Source organism: Rhizobium sp. 'Codium 1' (genome assembly GCF_020889605.1).
Lineage (GTDB): Bacteria > Pseudomonadota > Alphaproteobacteria > Rhizobiales > Rhizobiaceae > Allorhizobium > Allorhizobium algae.
Genome location: NZ_JAJGPW010000001.1, coordinates 458,199 through 474,102, shown reverse-complemented (window position 1 = coordinate 474,102; position 15,904 = coordinate 458,199). Strand labels below are relative to the sequence as shown.

The 15,904-nt window shown below is 60.2% G+C and carries 17 protein-coding genes; 11 read left to right on the top strand and 6 right to left on the bottom strand.

Features of this window, described 5'->3' with window-relative positions; translation table 11 throughout:
* Positions 1–14: 14 nt before the first annotated feature.
* The 10 genes from LJE98_RS02295 (at position 15) to visR (ending at position 9,643) form a co-directional block, all read left to right on the top strand.
* Positions 15–2,249, top strand: coding sequence for a chemotaxis protein CheA (locus tag LJE98_RS02295; protein ID WP_229573105.1), 2,235 nt, complete (start codon positions 15–17; stop codon positions 2,247–2,249).
* A 4-nt stretch (positions 2,250–2,253) separates the two neighbouring features.
* Positions 2,254–2,724 carry a chemotaxis protein CheW gene (locus LJE98_RS02290; protein ID WP_229573104.1) on the top strand — a complete coding sequence of 157 codons (471 nt, stop codon included), beginning with the start codon at positions 2,254–2,256 and terminating at the stop codon, positions 2,722–2,724.
* A complete protein-coding gene (gene cheR, locus LJE98_RS02285; RefSeq protein WP_229573103.1) occupies positions 2,721–3,623 on the top strand; it encodes a protein-glutamate O-methyltransferase in 903 nt (300 codons plus the stop codon). The genes LJE98_RS02290 and cheR overlap by 4 nt, the downstream gene beginning before the upstream one ends.
* Positions 3,623–4,669, top strand: a complete 1,047-nt coding sequence (gene cheB / locus LJE98_RS02280) for a protein-glutamate O-methylesterase CheB (protein WP_229573102.1) — start codon at positions 3,623–3,625, stop codon at positions 4,667–4,669. Before cheR ends, cheB begins: the two co-directional genes overlap by 1 nt.
* Positions 4,669–5,058 (top strand): response regulator, encoded by a 390-nt coding sequence (locus LJE98_RS02275; protein WP_006726293.1) that lies wholly within the window; start codon positions 4,669–4,671, stop codon positions 5,056–5,058. Before cheB ends, LJE98_RS02275 begins: the two co-directional genes overlap by 1 nt.
* Positions 5,055–5,609: a chemoreceptor glutamine deamidase CheD gene (gene cheD / locus LJE98_RS02270; RefSeq protein ID WP_229573101.1), complete on the top strand. Its 555-nt coding sequence runs from the start codon at positions 5,055–5,057 to the stop codon at positions 5,607–5,609. Before LJE98_RS02275 ends, cheD begins: the two co-directional genes overlap by 4 nt.
* 13 nt (positions 5,610–5,622) lie before the next feature.
* Positions 5,623–6,012 carry a chemotaxis protein CheT gene (cheT, locus tag LJE98_RS02265; protein WP_229573100.1) on the top strand — a complete coding sequence of 130 codons (390 nt, stop codon included), beginning with the start codon at positions 5,623–5,625 and terminating at the stop codon, positions 6,010–6,012.
* Between the two features lie 159 nt (positions 6,013–6,171).
* Entirely contained in the window at positions 6,172–7,866 is a 1,695-nt protein-coding gene (gene fliF / locus LJE98_RS02260) for a flagellar basal-body MS-ring/collar protein FliF (RefSeq protein WP_229573099.1), read from the top strand.
* Positions 7,867–8,133: 267 nt separating this feature from the next.
* Positions 8,134–8,883, top strand: coding sequence for a transcriptional regulator VisN (gene visN / locus LJE98_RS02255; protein WP_229573098.1), 750 nt, complete (start codon positions 8,134–8,136; stop codon positions 8,881–8,883).
* A 10-nt stretch (positions 8,884–8,893) separates the two neighbouring features.
* On the top strand, positions 8,894–9,643 hold the full coding sequence (gene visR, locus LJE98_RS02250) for a transcriptional regulator VisR (RefSeq protein ID WP_229573097.1): 750 nt from the start codon (positions 8,894–8,896) through the stop codon (positions 9,641–9,643).
* 7 nt (positions 9,644–9,650) lie between these two features.
* Here the strand turns inward: visR and LJE98_RS02245 are convergent, their stop codons facing one another.
* From LJE98_RS02245 to motA, 6 genes are all read right to left on the bottom strand, one after another.
* Positions 9,651–10,091: a hypothetical protein gene (locus LJE98_RS02245; protein ID WP_229573096.1), complete on the bottom strand. Its 441-nt coding sequence runs from the start codon at positions 10,089–10,091 to the stop codon at positions 9,651–9,653.
* Positions 10,092–10,096: 5 nt separating this feature from the next.
* A complete protein-coding gene (gene flhB / locus LJE98_RS02240; protein ID WP_229573095.1) occupies positions 10,097–11,179 on the bottom strand; it encodes a flagellar biosynthesis protein FlhB in 1,083 nt (360 codons plus the stop codon).
* A 179-nt stretch (positions 11,180–11,358) separates the two neighbouring features.
* Positions 11,359–12,396, bottom strand: a complete 1,038-nt coding sequence (fliG, locus tag LJE98_RS02235) for a flagellar motor switch protein FliG (RefSeq protein WP_229573094.1) — start codon at positions 12,394–12,396, stop codon at positions 11,359–11,361.
* 28 nt (positions 12,397–12,424) lie between these two features.
* The gene (gene fliN, locus LJE98_RS02230; RefSeq protein WP_229573093.1) at positions 12,425–13,048 is read right to left on the bottom strand and encodes a flagellar motor switch protein FliN; all 624 of its coding nucleotides are present in this window, start codon (positions 13,046–13,048) and stop codon (positions 12,425–12,427) included.
* 60 nt (positions 13,049–13,108) lie between these two features.
* Positions 13,109–14,062 (bottom strand): FliM/FliN family flagellar motor switch protein, encoded by a 954-nt coding sequence (locus tag LJE98_RS02225; RefSeq protein WP_229573876.1) that lies wholly within the window; start codon positions 14,060–14,062, stop codon positions 13,109–13,111.
* The gene (gene motA / locus LJE98_RS02220; protein ID WP_229573092.1) at positions 14,059–14,937 is read right to left on the bottom strand and encodes a flagellar motor stator protein MotA; all 879 of its coding nucleotides are present in this window, start codon (positions 14,935–14,937) and stop codon (positions 14,059–14,061) included. The genes LJE98_RS02225 and motA overlap by 4 nt, the downstream gene beginning before the upstream one ends.
* A 224-nt stretch (positions 14,938–15,161) precedes the next feature.
* Between motA and flgF the strand changes: the two genes are divergently transcribed.
* Positions 15,162–15,896, top strand: a complete 735-nt coding sequence (gene flgF / locus LJE98_RS02215) for a flagellar basal-body rod protein FlgF (protein ID WP_229573091.1) — start codon at positions 15,162–15,164, stop codon at positions 15,894–15,896.
* The last annotated feature ends 8 nt before the right edge of the window (positions 15,897–15,904 follow it).

The window sequence follows — 15,904 nt, the reverse complement described above, 5'->3', positions numbered from 1 at the left end:
CGGGATTTTCTCCTATGGATATGAACGAAATCAAAGAGATCTTCTTCCAGGAATGCGAGGAGCAGCTTGCGGAACTGGAATCCGGTCTTCTGAAAATGAATGATGGGGATCGCGATCCGGAAACGGTCAATGCCGTTTTCCGTGCGGTTCACTCCATCAAGGGCGGCGCCGGCGCCTTTGGTCTCGATGACCTGGTCGCCTTCGCGCACGTCTTCGAGACGACTCTTGATTGCGTTCGTTCCAACAAGCTGGAGCCCGGCCCCGAGGTCATGAAGGTGATGCTCAAGTCGGCCGACGTTCTGGCTGACCTGGTCACCGCATCCCGCGATGGTGGTAGCGTCGACGAAAGCCGCTCCAGCGGTCTCGTCAAGGAACTGGAAGCACTGGCGAACGGAGACATGCCAGCCCCGTCGGCAGCGCCTGTTGCGGCCGCCAAGCCGGCGGCGCCCGCGCCCGTTGCTGCCGCCCCGAGCGACGACAGCGGCTTCCAGCCGATCCCCTTCACGTTTGACGACTTTGGCGGCGAAGAGCAGGACGAGAGCCTCTCGACCTTCGACGTGACCTTCAAGCCGCGCCGTGAACTCTACTCCAAGGGCAACGAAGCGGCCCTCCTGCTGCGTGATCTCTCCCGTCTCGGCGAGATGAGCATCAACTGCAACATGGAAGACCTGCCGCCGCTCGACGATCTCGATCCCGAAGGCGCCTATTTCGACTGGACGATCCAGATCAAGGCGGAAAAGGGCGAGGAAGGCATTCGTCAGGTCTTCGAATTCGCAGAGTGGGATTGCGACCTCGATATCAAGCTCCGTGAGCCTGAAGCTGCCGCCGTCACCGAGGAACTTCCGATGGTCCCGGTTCCCTTCGACCTGTCTGCGCTCGACGACGGATCCGATGCCCCCGACCAGACTGTCGCTGCTGCCGTTGAGGCCGCAGACACGGCGACCAGCGTCCTGAAGGCGGCTGCCTCTGCCGCCAAGCCTGAGAAGAAGGAAACGCCGGCCGCAGCTGCAGCCGCCGCAGCCGCCCAGGCCAACAACGCCGCCGGCCAGACCATTCGTGTCGATCTGGACCGCGTCGACCGCCTGATCAACCTTGTCGGCGAACTCGTCATCAACCAGGCGATGCTGTCCCAGAGCGTCATCGAGAACGACGCCACCGGCACATCCGCCGTCAATATGGGTCTCGAAGAGCTGCAGCAGCTCACCCGTGAGATCCAGGACTCGGTCATGGCGATCCGCGCGCAGCCGGTGAAGCCGGTCTTCCAGCGCATGTCGCGTATCGTCCGCGAAGTCGCGGATATGGTCGGCAAGTCGATCCGCCTCGTCACTGAGGGTGAAAACACCGAAGTCGACAAGACGGTCATCGACAAGCTCGCCGAGCCTTTGACTCACATGATCCGAAATGCTGTCGACCACGGCATTGAAAGCCCCGAGAAGCGTGCGGCCGCCGGCAAGGAGCCGGAAGGCACGATCAAGCTGACGGCGAAGCATCGTTCTGGCCGTATCGTCATCGAACTCGTCGATGATGGTGCAGGCATCAACCGAGAACGCGTCCGCCAGAAGGCGATCGACAACGAATTGATCGCGGCCGATGCCAACCTGACGGACGAGGAGATCGACAATCTGATCTTCGCACCCGGCTTCTCGACGGCCGACAAGATCTCCGACATTTCCGGACGCGGCGTCGGCATGGACGTGGTCAAGCGCTCGATCCAGGCACTCGGCGGCCGCATTTCGATCACCTCCCGTCCCGGCCAGGGGTCCACCTTCACCATGAGCCTGCCGCTGACGCTCGCCGTCCTCGACGGCATGGTGGTCACGGTTGCCGGTCAGACACTTGTCGTACCGCTCACTGCGATCGTCGAGACGCTGCAGCCGGAGGCACAGCACATTCACTCGTTCGGCGCCAACCAGCGCCTGATCTCGATCCGCAATTCCTTCTGCCCGCTTGTCGATGTCGGGCGGATCCTCAACTTCCGCGGCACGCAGGCCAACCCGATCGACGGTGTAGCCCTCCTCGTGGAATCGGAAGGCGGCGGCCAGCGCGCTCTGATGGTCGACGCCATCCAGGGACAGCGTCAGGTTGTCATCAAGTCGCTCGAAGCCAACTACACCCATGTTCCGGGTATCGCTGCCGCAACCATCCTCGGTGATGGTCGCGTCGCGCTCATCCTCGACGTGGATGCTGTCGTCGCCGCCTCGCGGGGTCAGTCCCTCAAACAGGAAATGTCGTTAGCCGTCGCAGGGTAATAGTATGTCGTATGCGGTCAAAAACTTGATGCAGGGTAGCCGTGAGCTCATCGCCTTCCGTATTGGCGATCAGGAGTTCTGCGTGAACATCATGTCGGTGCGGGAGATCCGGGGATGGACCCCGGCAACCCCACTGCCGCATTCGCCACATTATGTCATGGGCGTCATAAACCTGCGTGGAGCCGTCCTGCCGATCATGGACTTGTCTCTGCGCCTGGGCATGAAGCCCGCCGAACCGACCGCCCGTCACGTCATCATCGTGGCGCAGGTCAAGTCTCGGATCGTCGGTCTGCTGGTGGATGCCGTATCGGACATCCTCACCGTGGACGACGACAACATACAGCCGACGCCGGAGGTCTCCTCCGATCTCGAACGACAATATGCCCGTGGCATTCTCGCCATCGACAAGCGGATGATCTGCCTGGTCGAGCTTGCTGCACTTTTCAACGAAGCCGCCGAAAGCGAGGCTGCATGACATTCGCAATGAGCACATCCCGTCAATCGGACGATGAAGTCCTGGCCAGTGGGGAATACCCGCTGACCCGGCGGGATCTGGGTGAGATTGCTGCCATGATCTACTCGGATGCGGGCATCGCGCTGAACGACAGCAAGGCGTCGCTCGTCTACTCGCGCCTGTCCAAGCACATCCGCAATCTCGGCCTCTCGGGCTTCCGCGCCTACTGCCAGCTCGTCTCGTCGCCGGAAGGTGCAGCCGAGCGTCGGGAAATGCTGTCGCATCTGACCACCAACTTCACGCGGTTCTTCCGCGAGAACCATCACTTCGAGCACCTGCGCGACGAGGTCCTTCCCGGTCTCGTCCAGCGGGCGAAGTCCGGTGGCCGCGTCCGCATCTGGTCGGCCGCAAGCTCCGATGGCCAGGAGCCCTATTCGATCGCGCTGACGGTCTTCCAGGCCTTCCCGAACGTGCTCGATTATGACTTCAAGATCCTGGCGACCGACATCGACCCGAAGATCCTGGCGATCGCCCGTCAGGGCGCCTACGACGAGCAGGCCCTTGAAAGCGTCTCCCCGGCCACGCGCAAGCAGTGGTTCAAGGAGGTCGAGATCGGCGGCCGCCGCAAGTATCAGGTCGATGAGCGCCTCAAGCGGCTGATCACCTACAATGAACTGAACCTGATGGCGCAGTGGCCGTTCAAGGGCAAGTTCGACGTCATCTTCTGTCGCAACGTCGTGATCTATTTCGACGAACCGACCCAGATGCGGATCTGGACCCGCTTTGCGGATCTTCTGCCGGTCGGCGGTCACCTCTACATCGGTCATTCGGAGCGTGTTTCGGGCGACTCGAAGAACGATTTCGACAATATCGGGATCACGACTTACAGCTACGTGGGCAAGAACGGAGGGCGCAAATAATGGCGGCACCTGCACGCGTTCTCGTTGTCGACGACAGCCCCACCATGCGTGGACTGATCACGGCCGTCCTCAGCCAGGATCCCGATGTCAGCGTCATCGGCCAGGCCGGCGACGCGATGGAGGCCCGCGCCGCGATCAAGCAGCTCAATCCCGATGTCGTCACCCTCGACATCGAGATGCCGAACATGAACGGCCTCGAGTTCCTCGAGAAGATCATGAAACTGCGTCCGATGCCGGTGATCATGGTCTCGACAATGACCCATCGCGGCGCCGAAGCAACGCTTGCCGCGCTGGAGATCGGCGCCTTCGACTGTGTCGCCAAGCCTCAGCCGGGCGATGCGCGTCCCTTCGGCGAGCTCGCCGAGAAGGTCAAGGCCGCGGCGCGTTCGCAGCACCGTCACAGCCCCACCTCGCATGGCCATCCTGCACCGGTTGCGCCGGCGGCAGACTTCCGGGTTGGACGCAAGATCGTGGCCATCGGTTCGTCTACGGGCGGCGTGGAGGCCCTGATCGCGGTCTTGCAGAAATTCCCGCGCAATTGCCCGCCGACGGTGATTACGCAGCACATGCCGCCGACATTCACCAAGAGCTTTGCCGAGCGGCTCAATCGGCTCTGCGCACCTGTCGTGGAGGAGGCCACGGACGGTGCACGGCTCGAGATCGGCAAGATCTACCTGGCGCCGGGTGGCGATCGACATCTCCAGGTGGCGAATGCCTCTGCGCCATGCTGCCGCCTGGTTGAGCGCGCGCCGGTCAACGGTCACCGACCCTCGGTCGACGTGTTGTTCGATTCAGTTGCAGAACTTGCCGGTCGGAACGCCGTCGGTGTGATTCTTACGGGCATGGGGCGCGACGGCGCCTCGGGCCTTTTGAAGATGCGTCACACCGGTGCACGAACTATCGGCCAGAACGAAAAGACCTGTGTGGTCTATGGGATGCCCCGAGTCGCCCATGAGCTGGGCGCAGTCGAGCATCAACTACCCCTCACCTCTATTGGAGAGGAAATCCTCAAACTCACTGCCGCCCGAAAAGAAGGTATCGAATAATGTCCCTAGCCGAAAAAATCAAAGTTCTGATCGTCGACGATCAGGTCACCAGCCGCCTCCTGCTCAGCGATGCGTTGACCCAGCTCGGCTTCAAGCAGATCACTGCCGCCGGTGACGGCGAGCAGGGCATGAAGATCATGGAGCAACAGCCCCATCATCTGGTCATCTCGGACTTCAACATGCCGAAGATGGATGGATTGGGTCTTCTGCAGGCCGTGCGGACCAATCCGAACACGAAGAAGGCTGCCTTCATCATCCTGACGGCGCAGGGCGACCGGGCGCTGGTGCAGAAGGCCGCACAGCTGGGTGCCAACAACGTCCTGGCGAAGCCTTTTACCATTGAAAAAATGAAGGCAGCCATCGAGGCTGTATTCGGAGCCCTAAAATGACTGAAGACAGTGCAGCAAAGCGCGTCCATATTATCCAAGGGGAGTGGAAAGTCAGCAAGGACCCGAACGTGGTTCTGTCGACCATCCTCGGTTCGTGTGTTGCTGCCTGTATTCGGGATCCGATTGCAGGAGTGGGTGGTATGAACCACTTTCTCCTGCCGGGATCGGCGGTGCCGGGGGCAGGTGGCGGCGATGCCACCCGCTATGGGGTTCACCTTATGGAGCTTCTGATCAATGGCCTGCTGAAGCAGGGCGCCCGCAGGGATCGTCTTGAGGCCAAGGTCTTCGGGGGGGCCAAGACGATTGCGACGTTCTCGAATGTCGGCGAACAGAACGCAGCCTTCGCCCAGCAATTCCTGCGCGACGAAGGCATCAAGGTGGTCGGATCCTCGACGGGTGGAGATCACGGCCGCAAACTGGAATTCTGGCCGGTCAGCGGTCGGGCAAGACAGTATCCGCTCACAGGCGCAGAAACGCAGAAGACGGTGGCGCTGGAGCAGCGTCCGGTTCCTGTTTCGAGGCCGGTGGAAAATTCAATCGAGTTCTTCTAGTACTGGACATCGGATGCAAAACGAAAACTTGGCGGGAAATCAGGATACCCGGGAAGAGCTTCCGGAAATCCTCATGCGCATCGTCAGCGAGCTGCACGACGTGGCTTATCTGATCGAGCGCGTGGAGCCGCACCTGCTTGAGCTCGGTGGCCCGACAATCCTGGAACATCCGGACAGCCTGAAGGTCCTGCAGGGTATCGATCTCGCCGTGCAGAAGGCGCGCGGGCTCGCGGAATTCGTCGACACCATCACGGGGACGATACCGTCGGACTGGATGATCGACATGACGACGGCGCTGAGCCTCGTCAAGCTTGCCGACATGCAGAAGGCGCTCGGCGCCGGCCTGCGCCACGGCCATTCCCAACCGCTCGTCCAGGCGGGTGGAGACTTCGACTTCTTCTAATCGTCCCTGAAGGACGGATAGGGCCGCAGATCCCGGTTTGCGAATGGCTGAAATGAATTCGGCCTCCCGCCTCGCGAAACGCTCGCACAAGTTTCGATTTCTATTGTCGCGCCAAGGGCAAAAACGCCCAGAACCTTCTTGTAGATGGTGCGAGACAGAATGAATCTGTTAAATCAATTACTTCAGATACCAAAAAACTTCGCGGCGATGGGGCAAGCGAAGATATTGGCGATGGCCGGTGTTGCCGTTGTTTCATTCGCAATCATTATTGCCGGCGCCCTTTACGTCAACAAACCCTCCTACGAGACCCTTTACGTCGGCCTTGAACCGATCGATCTGAACCAGATCAGCGTCGCGCTGGCTGAATCGGGTATCGATTTCGAGACCGGCAGCGATGGCCAGAGCATCATGGTGCGCGCCGGCATGACCAGCAAAGCTCGCCTTCTGCTCGCAGAGCGCGGTTTGCCCAACAGCGCCAATGCCGGCTACGAACTGTTCGACAATGTTGGCTCGCTCGGCCTTACCTCTTTTATGCAGGAAGTGACCCGCGTTCGCGCTCTGGAAGGTGAAATCGCACGCACCATCCAGCAGATCTCGGGTATCGCCGCAGCACGCGTCCACATCGTCATGCCGGATATCGGCAACTTCCGACGGGGCGAACAAAACCCCACAGCCTCGGTCATGGTTCGCGCCTCCTCGGATGCCGGACGCAAGGCCGCCGCATCCATTCGCCAGTTGGTGGCCTCCTCCGTGCCGGGCCTCGACGTCGAGGATGTGACGATTCTCGATTCCACCGGACAGCTCCTGGCCGCCGGCGACGAAACGGGTGGCGAAGCCTCCCGTTCGCTCGGTGTGGTTCAGTCGGTCCAGCGCGAGATCGAGACCAACATCGACAAGGCGCTCGCCCCCTTCCTCGGCATGGACAACTTCCGTTCCAGTGTCACGGCGCAGATCAACACCGACAGCCAGCAGATCCAGGAGACCATCTACGATCCCGAATCACGTGTGGAACGATCTGTCCGCGTGACGAAGGAGCAGCAGAAGTCACAGCAGCGTCAGTCCGACACGGCAGCGACAGTCGAGCAGAACATTCCCCAGGCGGCACCGGAAGCCGGCGGTGGCGGTCCTCAGTCCTCCGACGAGCAGGACAAGAAGGAAGAGCAGACCAACTACGAGATCAACAGCCGGACGGTGGCGACGGTCAAGAACAGCTATACGGTCGAAAAGCTGTCGATCGCTGTCGTCGTCAACCGCGGGCGCATTGCCAAGATGGTCGGGGAACCCGTCGATCAGGCCAAGATCGACGCCTATCTCGCCGAAATGCAGAAGATCGTCAGCTCTGCGGCCGGCCTCGACGGCGAACGCGGCGATGTCGTGACACTGACGGCGATGGACTTCCTGGAGAATCAGCTGCTGGAAGAGTCGGCGACCGGTCCGGGCTTCATGGAAATCCTGAGCCGCAACACCGCTGGCATCATCAATTCGCTCGCCTTCGTCGCTGTCGCCTTCCTGATCGTCTGGATGGGTATCCGTCCGATGATCCGCACCGCCGGCGGTGGCACCGCAGACACGGCACTTGCCGGAGGCATCGGCGAACAGGCCGCCGGCCTCGAGCTCCCGGACTTTTCGCCCGCGATCGGTGGCGCTGCAAGCGGCGGTCTCATGGATGGTTTCGGTTCCGACTTCGGTTTCGACTCCACCGACGACCTGCTGACCATGGACGACGATCCGAATGGAGGCTTCAACCGCCGGGTCAAGGAAGGTCCCGAGCGGCGCCTGTCGCGCATGGTGGAAATCTCGGAAGAGCGCGCCGCCAAGATCCTTCGCAAATGGGCTGTGGACAACGCCGCCTGATCGCCAAGAAGAAGTCAGTACCGACCGCGCCCACTGGGCGCGGTTTTGCGTTGTAATCCCATATGCATCCGGGATTGCATCATCGGGCTTGGAGAGGCATGCTTCAGGCCGTCCCGCAATACAGCGGACACTTGTGACCTTTGCCACTTTATATTTTAGAGTGAACATGATTCGGTGATGGAGATTGCTGGGTCACTGAGTCGCCATCGGGCTGACGAGGCGAAGACTGCGAAAATGCAAGGCCGTCACTTCAAAGGGGCACGTTGAATGGATGCCGAGCTGACAACGAAGGGCCAAGAGAGACGGGGGCGTGCATCCGGCTTGGAGGAAAATCCGCAAAATGGCTCTTCGTCGAAGGACGCACTGATCCGGAAGCTGGCCACACCGGCGCTTTCGGGCAATATGGGACAATGTCTCCGGGTTCTCTGTGAGTACGTCGGGGCTTCCCATCACCTCTTGGCGCGCTACGACCTTGTGCAGGAGGAGGGGCTGGATTTCGTGGTGGCGGCCGACTGGCCATTCGACCTCGTCCGCCGTCTGGAAAGCGAACTGGCGACCAGCTACTCCCAGTCCACGGAACTTGAGAAGTGCCTTTCTGTACTGCAACCGAAATACGCCATCCTTCCCGACGACGCCCATGTGCCTGTCGGGACAAGCCGGCAGTATTGCACGGTCACCATGAATGTCGGGCGCACGCGGCTGGCCCTGATCTTGCTCTTTCCCCAGGATTACGTGCTCTCGCCCGAACGACTGCGCGAAGTCGGCCTGCTCTCGGGCTATGCCCTCAGCCTTTCAGCGAACAAGGGCCACAAGAGCGACCGCGACTTCGATCTGACGGACCGCGAGCTGGAATGCCTCTTCTGGATTGCCGAGGGCAAGACGAGCGACGAGATTGCGACCATCCTCGGGATCTCGCGCAACACCATCAACAATTACATCACGAGCGTGATGCGCAAGACCGCCACAAAAACGCGCTCGGAAGCGATCGCCTACGCGGTTCGCAACAATCTTGTCTAAGGGAGCAGGAATGGCCACTACCACGAGACCAGGCGGATCCATCCTCGAAGATGCAACTTGGTCTGGCCAGCGCCCTGTGACGTCTCGTTCGGACATCTTCCCGAAACTCGTATCCCTGCAGCGATCGCTCAATGCACGCGGCTTTGCGGCTTTCCGCATCGCGGGTGCCAGCCTGCCACACAAACGACGCCTCGACCCGGAATTCGAGAACTGGAGCGGTGGCCTCAGCAGTGGTCGCGATGCGTTCGTTGCTGCCTATGGGGACGCCTTGCTCGCCCATATTGAGACCTCGACGTTACCGGTGCTTTGGAGCGCGGAAGAAAAGACGAGCTTCCTCGATGCCTCGGATTTCACCCCGTTTGCTGTGCAACTGCCTGAACGTCTCCTGTCGCATTCGGGCATTGCATTCCCCGTCCGGCTGGGAGCCGTCGGAAACGGATATGTCGTGTTCCCGACGATCGGCGGCGCCGATCTGCCCGGAGAAGTCATCCTGGCGGTGCACAGTCGCTGCTACAAGGTCATGACGGACATCCTGTCGCTCGACGAACGCCGTGCAGCCCCGTCGGAGACCTTGAGCGAACGTGAAATCGCCTGCCTGCAGCTCGCAGGCGATGGTCGGATCAGTGAAGAAATCGCAGAGCGTCTCGGCTTGTCGGTCCATACCGTCAACGCCTATCTCGGTTCGGCCACGATCAAGCTCGATTCGGTCAATCGCATCCAGGCAATCGCAAAGGCGATTCGCCTCGGCTACATCACCTGACAAGACCTTATCCGTAGAGCGGGGACGCTTGTCCCTTGACGAAACGCGCCTCGTTCAGGCGCTCTTCGAGCATGCGCGAATTGGCGTCCGGATCGCCGCAGGATTCGTGGAACGCGATATGCTTGATGTCGAGCCCGGCCTGTTCGTTCGTCAGCGTGAGCTGCGAGTAGATTGTGATGCCGCGCGGCTTGATCTCGATATCGAGTACGATTTCCGGCGGGCCGCCCCATTCGAGGCGGTAATCTCCGCCAGAGCCGAACACCACGGTACCGGGATGGAAGTACAGCTCGGCAGCGGAGGAGACGAGGTCCGAGAGATTGCCGTAAAGTTCAAAACGCAGAAGTGAAATGAGGTCGGCAGCGTCGAGAAGGCGCAATTCGCTTGCGACGGGGCTGATCGCCTCTGCCACGATGCGTTCACGCTGATCGGTAAAGGAGCACTTCTTCATCGGGCCTAACGTATCCGTCTCTGTGGGGCCTTGGACGCATAGACCCGGTGCACGAGTTCTGCGACTGCCTTGTAAAATACTGACGGAATGACGCTATCCACCGAGACTTGCGCAAACATGGAGCGGGCAAGCGGCGGGTCCTCAAAAATGGGAATGTTGTTTTCGCGCGCGATCTCGCGAATCTTGAGTGCGACCAGATCCTGGCCTTTGGCAACGACCACCGGAGCGTCGCCTTCCTCGCGAACATAGCGCAGCGCCACGGCGAAATGCGTGGGGTTTGTGATCACCAGCGTGGCACGGGGAACGCTTGCGATCATGCGTCGTCTTGCGCGGTCCCGGGCAATTGAACGCTGGCGTGCCTTGACGATCGGGTCGCCCTGGGCCTGCTTGTATTCGTCCTTCACCTCCTGCTTGGTCATGCGCAGCTGTTCGTACCAGTGGTAACGCGTCCAGAAGATGTCCACGGCCGCCAGAAGAGCCGTCGCCATCACGACGATGACCATCATCTTGTTCAGGATCTCGGAGAATTTGACGAAGATCACCTGCGGGTCGGAGAACATCGCGTCGATCACGCCGAAATAGTCGCTGCGCAGCGAGAAGACCATGATGACGGAGAGCACGACGATCTTGAAGATCGACTTGGCGAACTCCACCATTCCCTGGCTGCTGAAGATCCGGTTCCATCCTTTGACGATGGAAATTCGATTGAGCTGCGGCCTGATTCGTTCGAGCACGAAATAGGGCATGTTCTGGGCGACATTGGCCGTGACGCCGAAGAGGATCAGCATGATCAGCATCGGCGCCAGGAACGCTGCGATTTCCCAGCCGATATGGGTGAAGAGCGATACGACATCGACGGCAGTGCCGAGATACCATTGATCGGGTCGCTCGAAGATATCCTTCAGCGACTGCCCGAGCCGTGTGATGGCGCCCGGTAGGAAGAAGACTGCATAAAGGTAGAAACCCAGCGCAGTCGCGAAGATCGGCGCCTCGCGCGAGCTTGGCACGTTTCCCTTTTCCATGGCGTCCCGAAGCTTTTTCTCGGTCGGGTCTTCGGTCTTGCTGTCCTTGTCGTCATCCTCGGCCATGACCGCTGCCATCCTTGAAGGCTTGCACGGGGCGGGATCGATGCCCTGGCTGATCGCGCCGGCCGGACCTCTTGCCGGCGGCTCGCCGTTCTATTCCGGCGTCGTGAACGTAAACACCCGCCGATTGAGGTTCAATCGGCGGGTGAAGAAACGTGACTGTTTTCAACAGAGGCGACGGATCAGGCGGCTTGTGTTTCGCCTTCTGTCTCCTTGAGTTGGATCTGACCGGCATTGGCGAGGCGGATTGCTTCCTGGGCGACGGCGCGACGGGCGATCGCAATCTCCCGCGGATTGATACCGGCCGTGCCCGCCTGCAGATCCGATTCGATCATGCGGCGCGAACGAGGGCTGATCGAGGCCAGCACGCATTCCTTGATTTCCGCACTGGCGCCCCGCAGCGCCATGGTGAGGATTTCGCCTGAGATGTCGTTGAGCAACAGCACTCGGCTGCGCTGCGGCATGACGAGCAGATCCTCGAAGAGGAAGATCTTCGGACGAACCTTGTTGACCGATTCCTTGCTGATCGATTCCAGCGAGGTAAGCAGGGTATCGACTTCGCTCTTTTCCAGCTCGTTCATCAGGTCCGCGACCTTGGCCGAACCTGTCGAATTCTTCTCTGCCGCGATCTCTGCGATCAGGTCGTGGACCCGGTTCTCGATAATCTGGGCCGCCTTCGGGCTGACATTCTTCAGGTTGACCGTACGGTTCATGATATCGGCGCGACGGCTCTCCGGTAGCTTGAGCAGCACCTTGGCTCCGAAGGAGGATGGCAGCATGGAGAGGATATAGGCGACGGTTTGTGGATGTTCGCGCATCAGGAACCGCGCGATGAAGTCCGGATCGGCGTCCTGCAGACGGTCCCAGATGGAGGCTTCATAGGCCTGGAACGCCGTACGACGGCCGAGCAGGCCGTCGACTTCTTCCGGCGTCAGGCCTTCCTCGAGAATGCTCTCGATGGCCTTCGCATTGTCCATCAGGCCGGCGCCCTCGGTGAAGAGGTCCTCGAACTCGTTGACCAGTAGCGTCAGTTCATCCGGCGGTATCGTGCGAAGCGTCTGCGCAGACGCAATGATCGTCTGCAACTCGGCCTGCGTGAAGTACTTGAGCAGCTTCCCGGCGACGCCCTTTCCCATGGCCAGCAGCACGGCGGCTGCCTTATCGGCCTGGGAGAGCGGTTTTCCGGTTAAAGGGCCGCCAAAATCGTCAAAGTCCATCATGGTCTTGTCCTCTCTGGCCCATCATGGGTCAGGATGTCTTGGTGGCCATCACTTCAATCAGTTTGACACCAAATCGCGTATCGTCGTTCTCGAGAACGGTGATTTCGCCGCGCGCGATGCGTCGGCCGTTCACCATGATCTCGACAGGCTCGCCGATCTTCTTGTCGAGAGCGATGATGGCGCCCTCTTCGAGACTCATCAGCCCGGAAACCTGCATTCGGCTCGATCCGAGCACGATCTGGACCTCGATCGGAATGTCCATGATCAGATCGAGATTGGCGCTCAGTCCGCTGCCCGGCTCCTGCTGGCTGCCGGTCGAGCCGCCGAAGGCGTTGTCGCCAGCGGAATCGCTCGATCCGCCGAAATCGCTGCTGCCGCCCAGATCGCTGGAGCCGCCAAAATCACCCAGGCCGAAATCATCGGCGGGCGCCGCGGCTGCACTGCCACCGAAATCGGACTCGAACGCTGCGAGCGGATCGTCCTTGAGGCCACCGAAATCGCCGAGATCAGCGCCGAACTCGCCCAGCCCACCGTCGGCATCGGCCTTCAGAACGCCGCGAAGATCATCGACGGCCTGGTCGAAATCGCTGTCGCTCGCGCCCGGCATCGCCAGCGCGTCGTCATCTTTCGGGGTTGTCTTCTTCGTTGCCATGGATTCATTATTCCTCTTGAAACTTGCCTCAAGCTGCCGTGGGTCGAGCCCGGGAAATGTCTAGCTCATCAAATGCTTTAGAATTTCATCTTCGGTGCTCACATTGTCCTTTACCCGCACGGTGTAGCGGTCGCCCGCCCGGCCGAATTCGCAGCGGTAGAGATCCTTGCCGTTGGCACTGACGTCGACCATGACGTCGCCCTTTTCACGGAAGGGAATGACGTCGCCGGCAATCAGCCGCGAGACGGTGGCAAGCGTCAGCGTGTCCAGTTGGATCCGCGCCTCCAGTGTGACATGGGAGCGGCGCACCTGCTCGGCGATCTGTTCCTGCCATTCCTTCTTCGACTTGCTGGTTTGGCTCTTTGATTTCGGCATGGTCACAACGGTCTTCAGCAGCGCCTTCTGCGGAACGACCAGGTAGAACTCGGATTCGACAGTTCCAAGCGTGATGCCGAGCTTGATGGTCACACCATACTCGTCGATGTGGTCCTCGTCCGGCTTGGGATGGTCTTCTGCATTGTGTGCCTTTTCCAGGAGCGGCTCAAAGCCGCCCGAGGCGTTGACACCCGAACGCAGGACATTGGCAATCTTGTCATAGACCATCACGGCCAGGTCGAGCTCGATCTGCGAAAGGGGCCGTTCGATCGGCTCCTGGATCGTCTCGGGCAGGGCGCCGAGCAGGTTCTCCATGAGCGTGATGACAAAGCTGTTGCCGCAGGCGAGCACGAAGTTCGGAGACCAGTTGCGCAGCTGTCCATTGGTCAGCGAGACGTTGTCGCCGAGGTCGGCGATGAGATCCATCATCAGGCCGCTTTCGTGGCCGTTATAGTGAACCTGCATGGTGAGCCCCGTCTCGCTGTGGAAGACGTCGGGCAGGAATTCTATGTAGAGCTGTCCGAAATCGGCGCACAGCTTCTGTACGGTATGGGAATCACCGAGCCCGCCAGTCAGCTTGGCCAGAAGAGCCCGATCCATGCGTGGTGGTGTTTCCGTGAGTGCTTCCGTCATGATCAGGCTGCCTTGCTTTCACCGCCGCCGCCCGGGTTCATCATTTCCTGCTCGACGGCGTCGATCGAGGGACGCTCGTAGGAGGAAATGGTCTTGCGGCCGTATTCGAGTGCAACCTGCGGGACCGAACCGTTCATATAGGCGAGAAGCGTCTGCTTCACGATGATGTAGAGCCGGTGCTGCTTGGTGCGAACCATCTTGATCTGCGAGATGATCGGGTTGCAGAGGCAGTAGGACAGGAAGATGCCAAGCATGGTGCCGACGAGTGCGGCGCCGATCAGGCCGCCGAGAACTTCAGGCGATTCGTTGATCTTGCTCATGGCCTTGATGACGCCGAGAACCGCCGCGACGATACCGATCGCCGGGAAGCTGTCGCCCATGGCGGTCATGGCATGGTAGGGCTTCATCTTGTCATAATGGATGGTCTCGATTTCCTCGTCCATCAGCGCCTCGATCTCATGGCTGCGGGCATTGCCGATGATGATCAGACGGACATAGTCACAGATGAACGCGGTGAGCTCCTTGTTCTTCAGGAGGTTCGGAGCCGCCGTGAAGATCGAGGATTCATCCGGATTGTCGATATGCGCTTCGATTTCATTGCGCGACTTGGTGCGAAGGTCCCGCATGAGAGAGTAGAGGACACCGAGCACGTCGAGATAGTCGCGCTCCTTGGGAACCGTCTGCTTGAAGGCTTCGCCCATCGCCTTTCCGGTGTCTTTGATCACCTTCATCGGATTGGCCATGATGAAGCCGCCGATCCCGGCGCCGCCGATGATGACGAGCTCGAACGGCTGGATGAGAACATCCAGATGGCCGCCCATGGCCATGAAGCCGCCGAGAACGCAGCCCAGTGTTATGATGAAACCGATGATTAAGTTCATTTTGCCCGCACCCGAACGTTACTCTTCACGGTAAGCGATAGAGCGCCTGCCTTGCGTGAGGCTGAACATCGGAGCCAGATTCGGCCCCGCATCTTCCCCCGGACGCGCAAGCGATCTCCCGACAGTTTCGCGCAAGCCTTTTGCCGCAAGAAGAGTGGATAGAGCGTAGGCTACCTGCGTTAAATCATGACTTGCTGATATTCTTCACCCACGGAGGCAAAACGGTGCAATCCGGAATTTACGTGTCCCTGTCGTCGCAGATGGCTCTCGAGCGCCGTCTAACCACGGTCGCCGACAACATGGCCAATGTGAACACGGTTGGTTTTCGCTCGACTGATGTGAAATTCGACGAGATGTTGAGCCGGACCGGCAACGACATCAATGCCAAGGTGGCCTTCGTCAGCCAGGGCAACGACTATCTGTCCACCAAGACCGGTGAACTGATGGAAACAGGCAACGTCCTCGACTTCGCGATCAAGGGTGATGCCTGGTTTTCGATCGACACCCCGGTCGGCCAGGTCCTGACGCGTGACGGCCGTTTCACGATGACCGACACTGGTGCACTCGTTTCGACCCGCGGTTATCCGGTACTCGACGCCGGCGGCGCACCGATCCAGCTCAATCGAGCGGGCGGCCCCCCGGAAGTTGGCGCAAGCGGACAGATCATGCAGGACGGTCGTGTGGTCGCCACCCTCGGCGTGTTCACGGCAGACGTGCGCAACGGCTTTCTCCGCTTCGAAAACAGCGGCGTGACGACGACCGACAACCCCCAGCCGGTCGTCGACAACCCGGAAATCTCGATTCTTCAGGGCTATGTCGAGAACTCGAATGTGAACGGCATCGGCGAGATGACCCAGCTCATTCAGATCAATCGCGCCTTCGAGGCTATCAGCGCACTGATCAGCTCGAGCGAAAGCACAATGAGCGAGGCGATCAAGGTCCTCGGCGGCAGCAACTGACCCTGAGA

What these genes read in the sequence shown, in the direction of transcription:
- LJE98_RS02295 (WP_229573105.1), top strand. Translation starts at nt 15, where the DNA reads ATGGATATGAACGAAATCAAAGAGATCTTCTTCCAGGAATGCGAGGAG.
- LJE98_RS02290 (WP_229573104.1), top strand. Translation starts at nt 2,254, where the DNA reads ATGTCGTATGCGGTCAAAAACTTGATGCAGGGTAGCCGTGAGCTCATC.
- cheR (WP_229573103.1), top strand. Translation starts at nt 2,721, where the DNA reads ATGACATTCGCAATGAGCACATCCCGTCAATCGGACGATGAAGTCCTG.
- cheB (WP_229573102.1), top strand. Translation starts at nt 3,623, where the DNA reads ATGGCGGCACCTGCACGCGTTCTCGTTGTCGACGACAGCCCCACCATG.
- LJE98_RS02275 (WP_006726293.1), top strand. Translation starts at nt 4,669, where the DNA reads ATGTCCCTAGCCGAAAAAATCAAAGTTCTGATCGTCGACGATCAGGTC.
- cheD (WP_229573101.1), top strand. Translation starts at nt 5,055, where the DNA reads ATGACTGAAGACAGTGCAGCAAAGCGCGTCCATATTATCCAAGGGGAG.
- cheT (WP_229573100.1), top strand. Translation starts at nt 5,623, where the DNA reads ATGCAAAACGAAAACTTGGCGGGAAATCAGGATACCCGGGAAGAGCTT.
- fliF (WP_229573099.1), top strand. Translation starts at nt 6,172, where the DNA reads ATGAATCTGTTAAATCAATTACTTCAGATACCAAAAAACTTCGCGGCG.
- visN (WP_229573098.1), top strand. Translation starts at nt 8,134, where the DNA reads ATGGATGCCGAGCTGACAACGAAGGGCCAAGAGAGACGGGGGCGTGCA.
- visR (WP_229573097.1), top strand. Translation starts at nt 8,894, where the DNA reads ATGGCCACTACCACGAGACCAGGCGGATCCATCCTCGAAGATGCAACT.
- LJE98_RS02245 (WP_229573096.1), bottom strand. Translation starts at nt 10,091, where the DNA reads ATGAAGAAGTGCTCCTTTACCGATCAGCGTGAACGCATCGTGGCAGAG.
- flhB (WP_229573095.1), bottom strand. Translation starts at nt 11,179, where the DNA reads ATGGCCGAGGATGACGACAAGGACAGCAAGACCGAAGACCCGACCGAG.
- fliG (WP_229573094.1), bottom strand. Translation starts at nt 12,396, where the DNA reads ATGATGGACTTTGACGATTTTGGCGGCCCTTTAACCGGAAAACCGCTC.
- fliN (WP_229573093.1), bottom strand. Translation starts at nt 13,048, where the DNA reads ATGGCAACGAAGAAGACAACCCCGAAAGATGACGACGCGCTGGCGATG.
- motA (WP_229573092.1), bottom strand. Translation starts at nt 14,937, where the DNA reads ATGAACTTAATCATCGGTTTCATCATAACACTGGGCTGCGTTCTCGGC.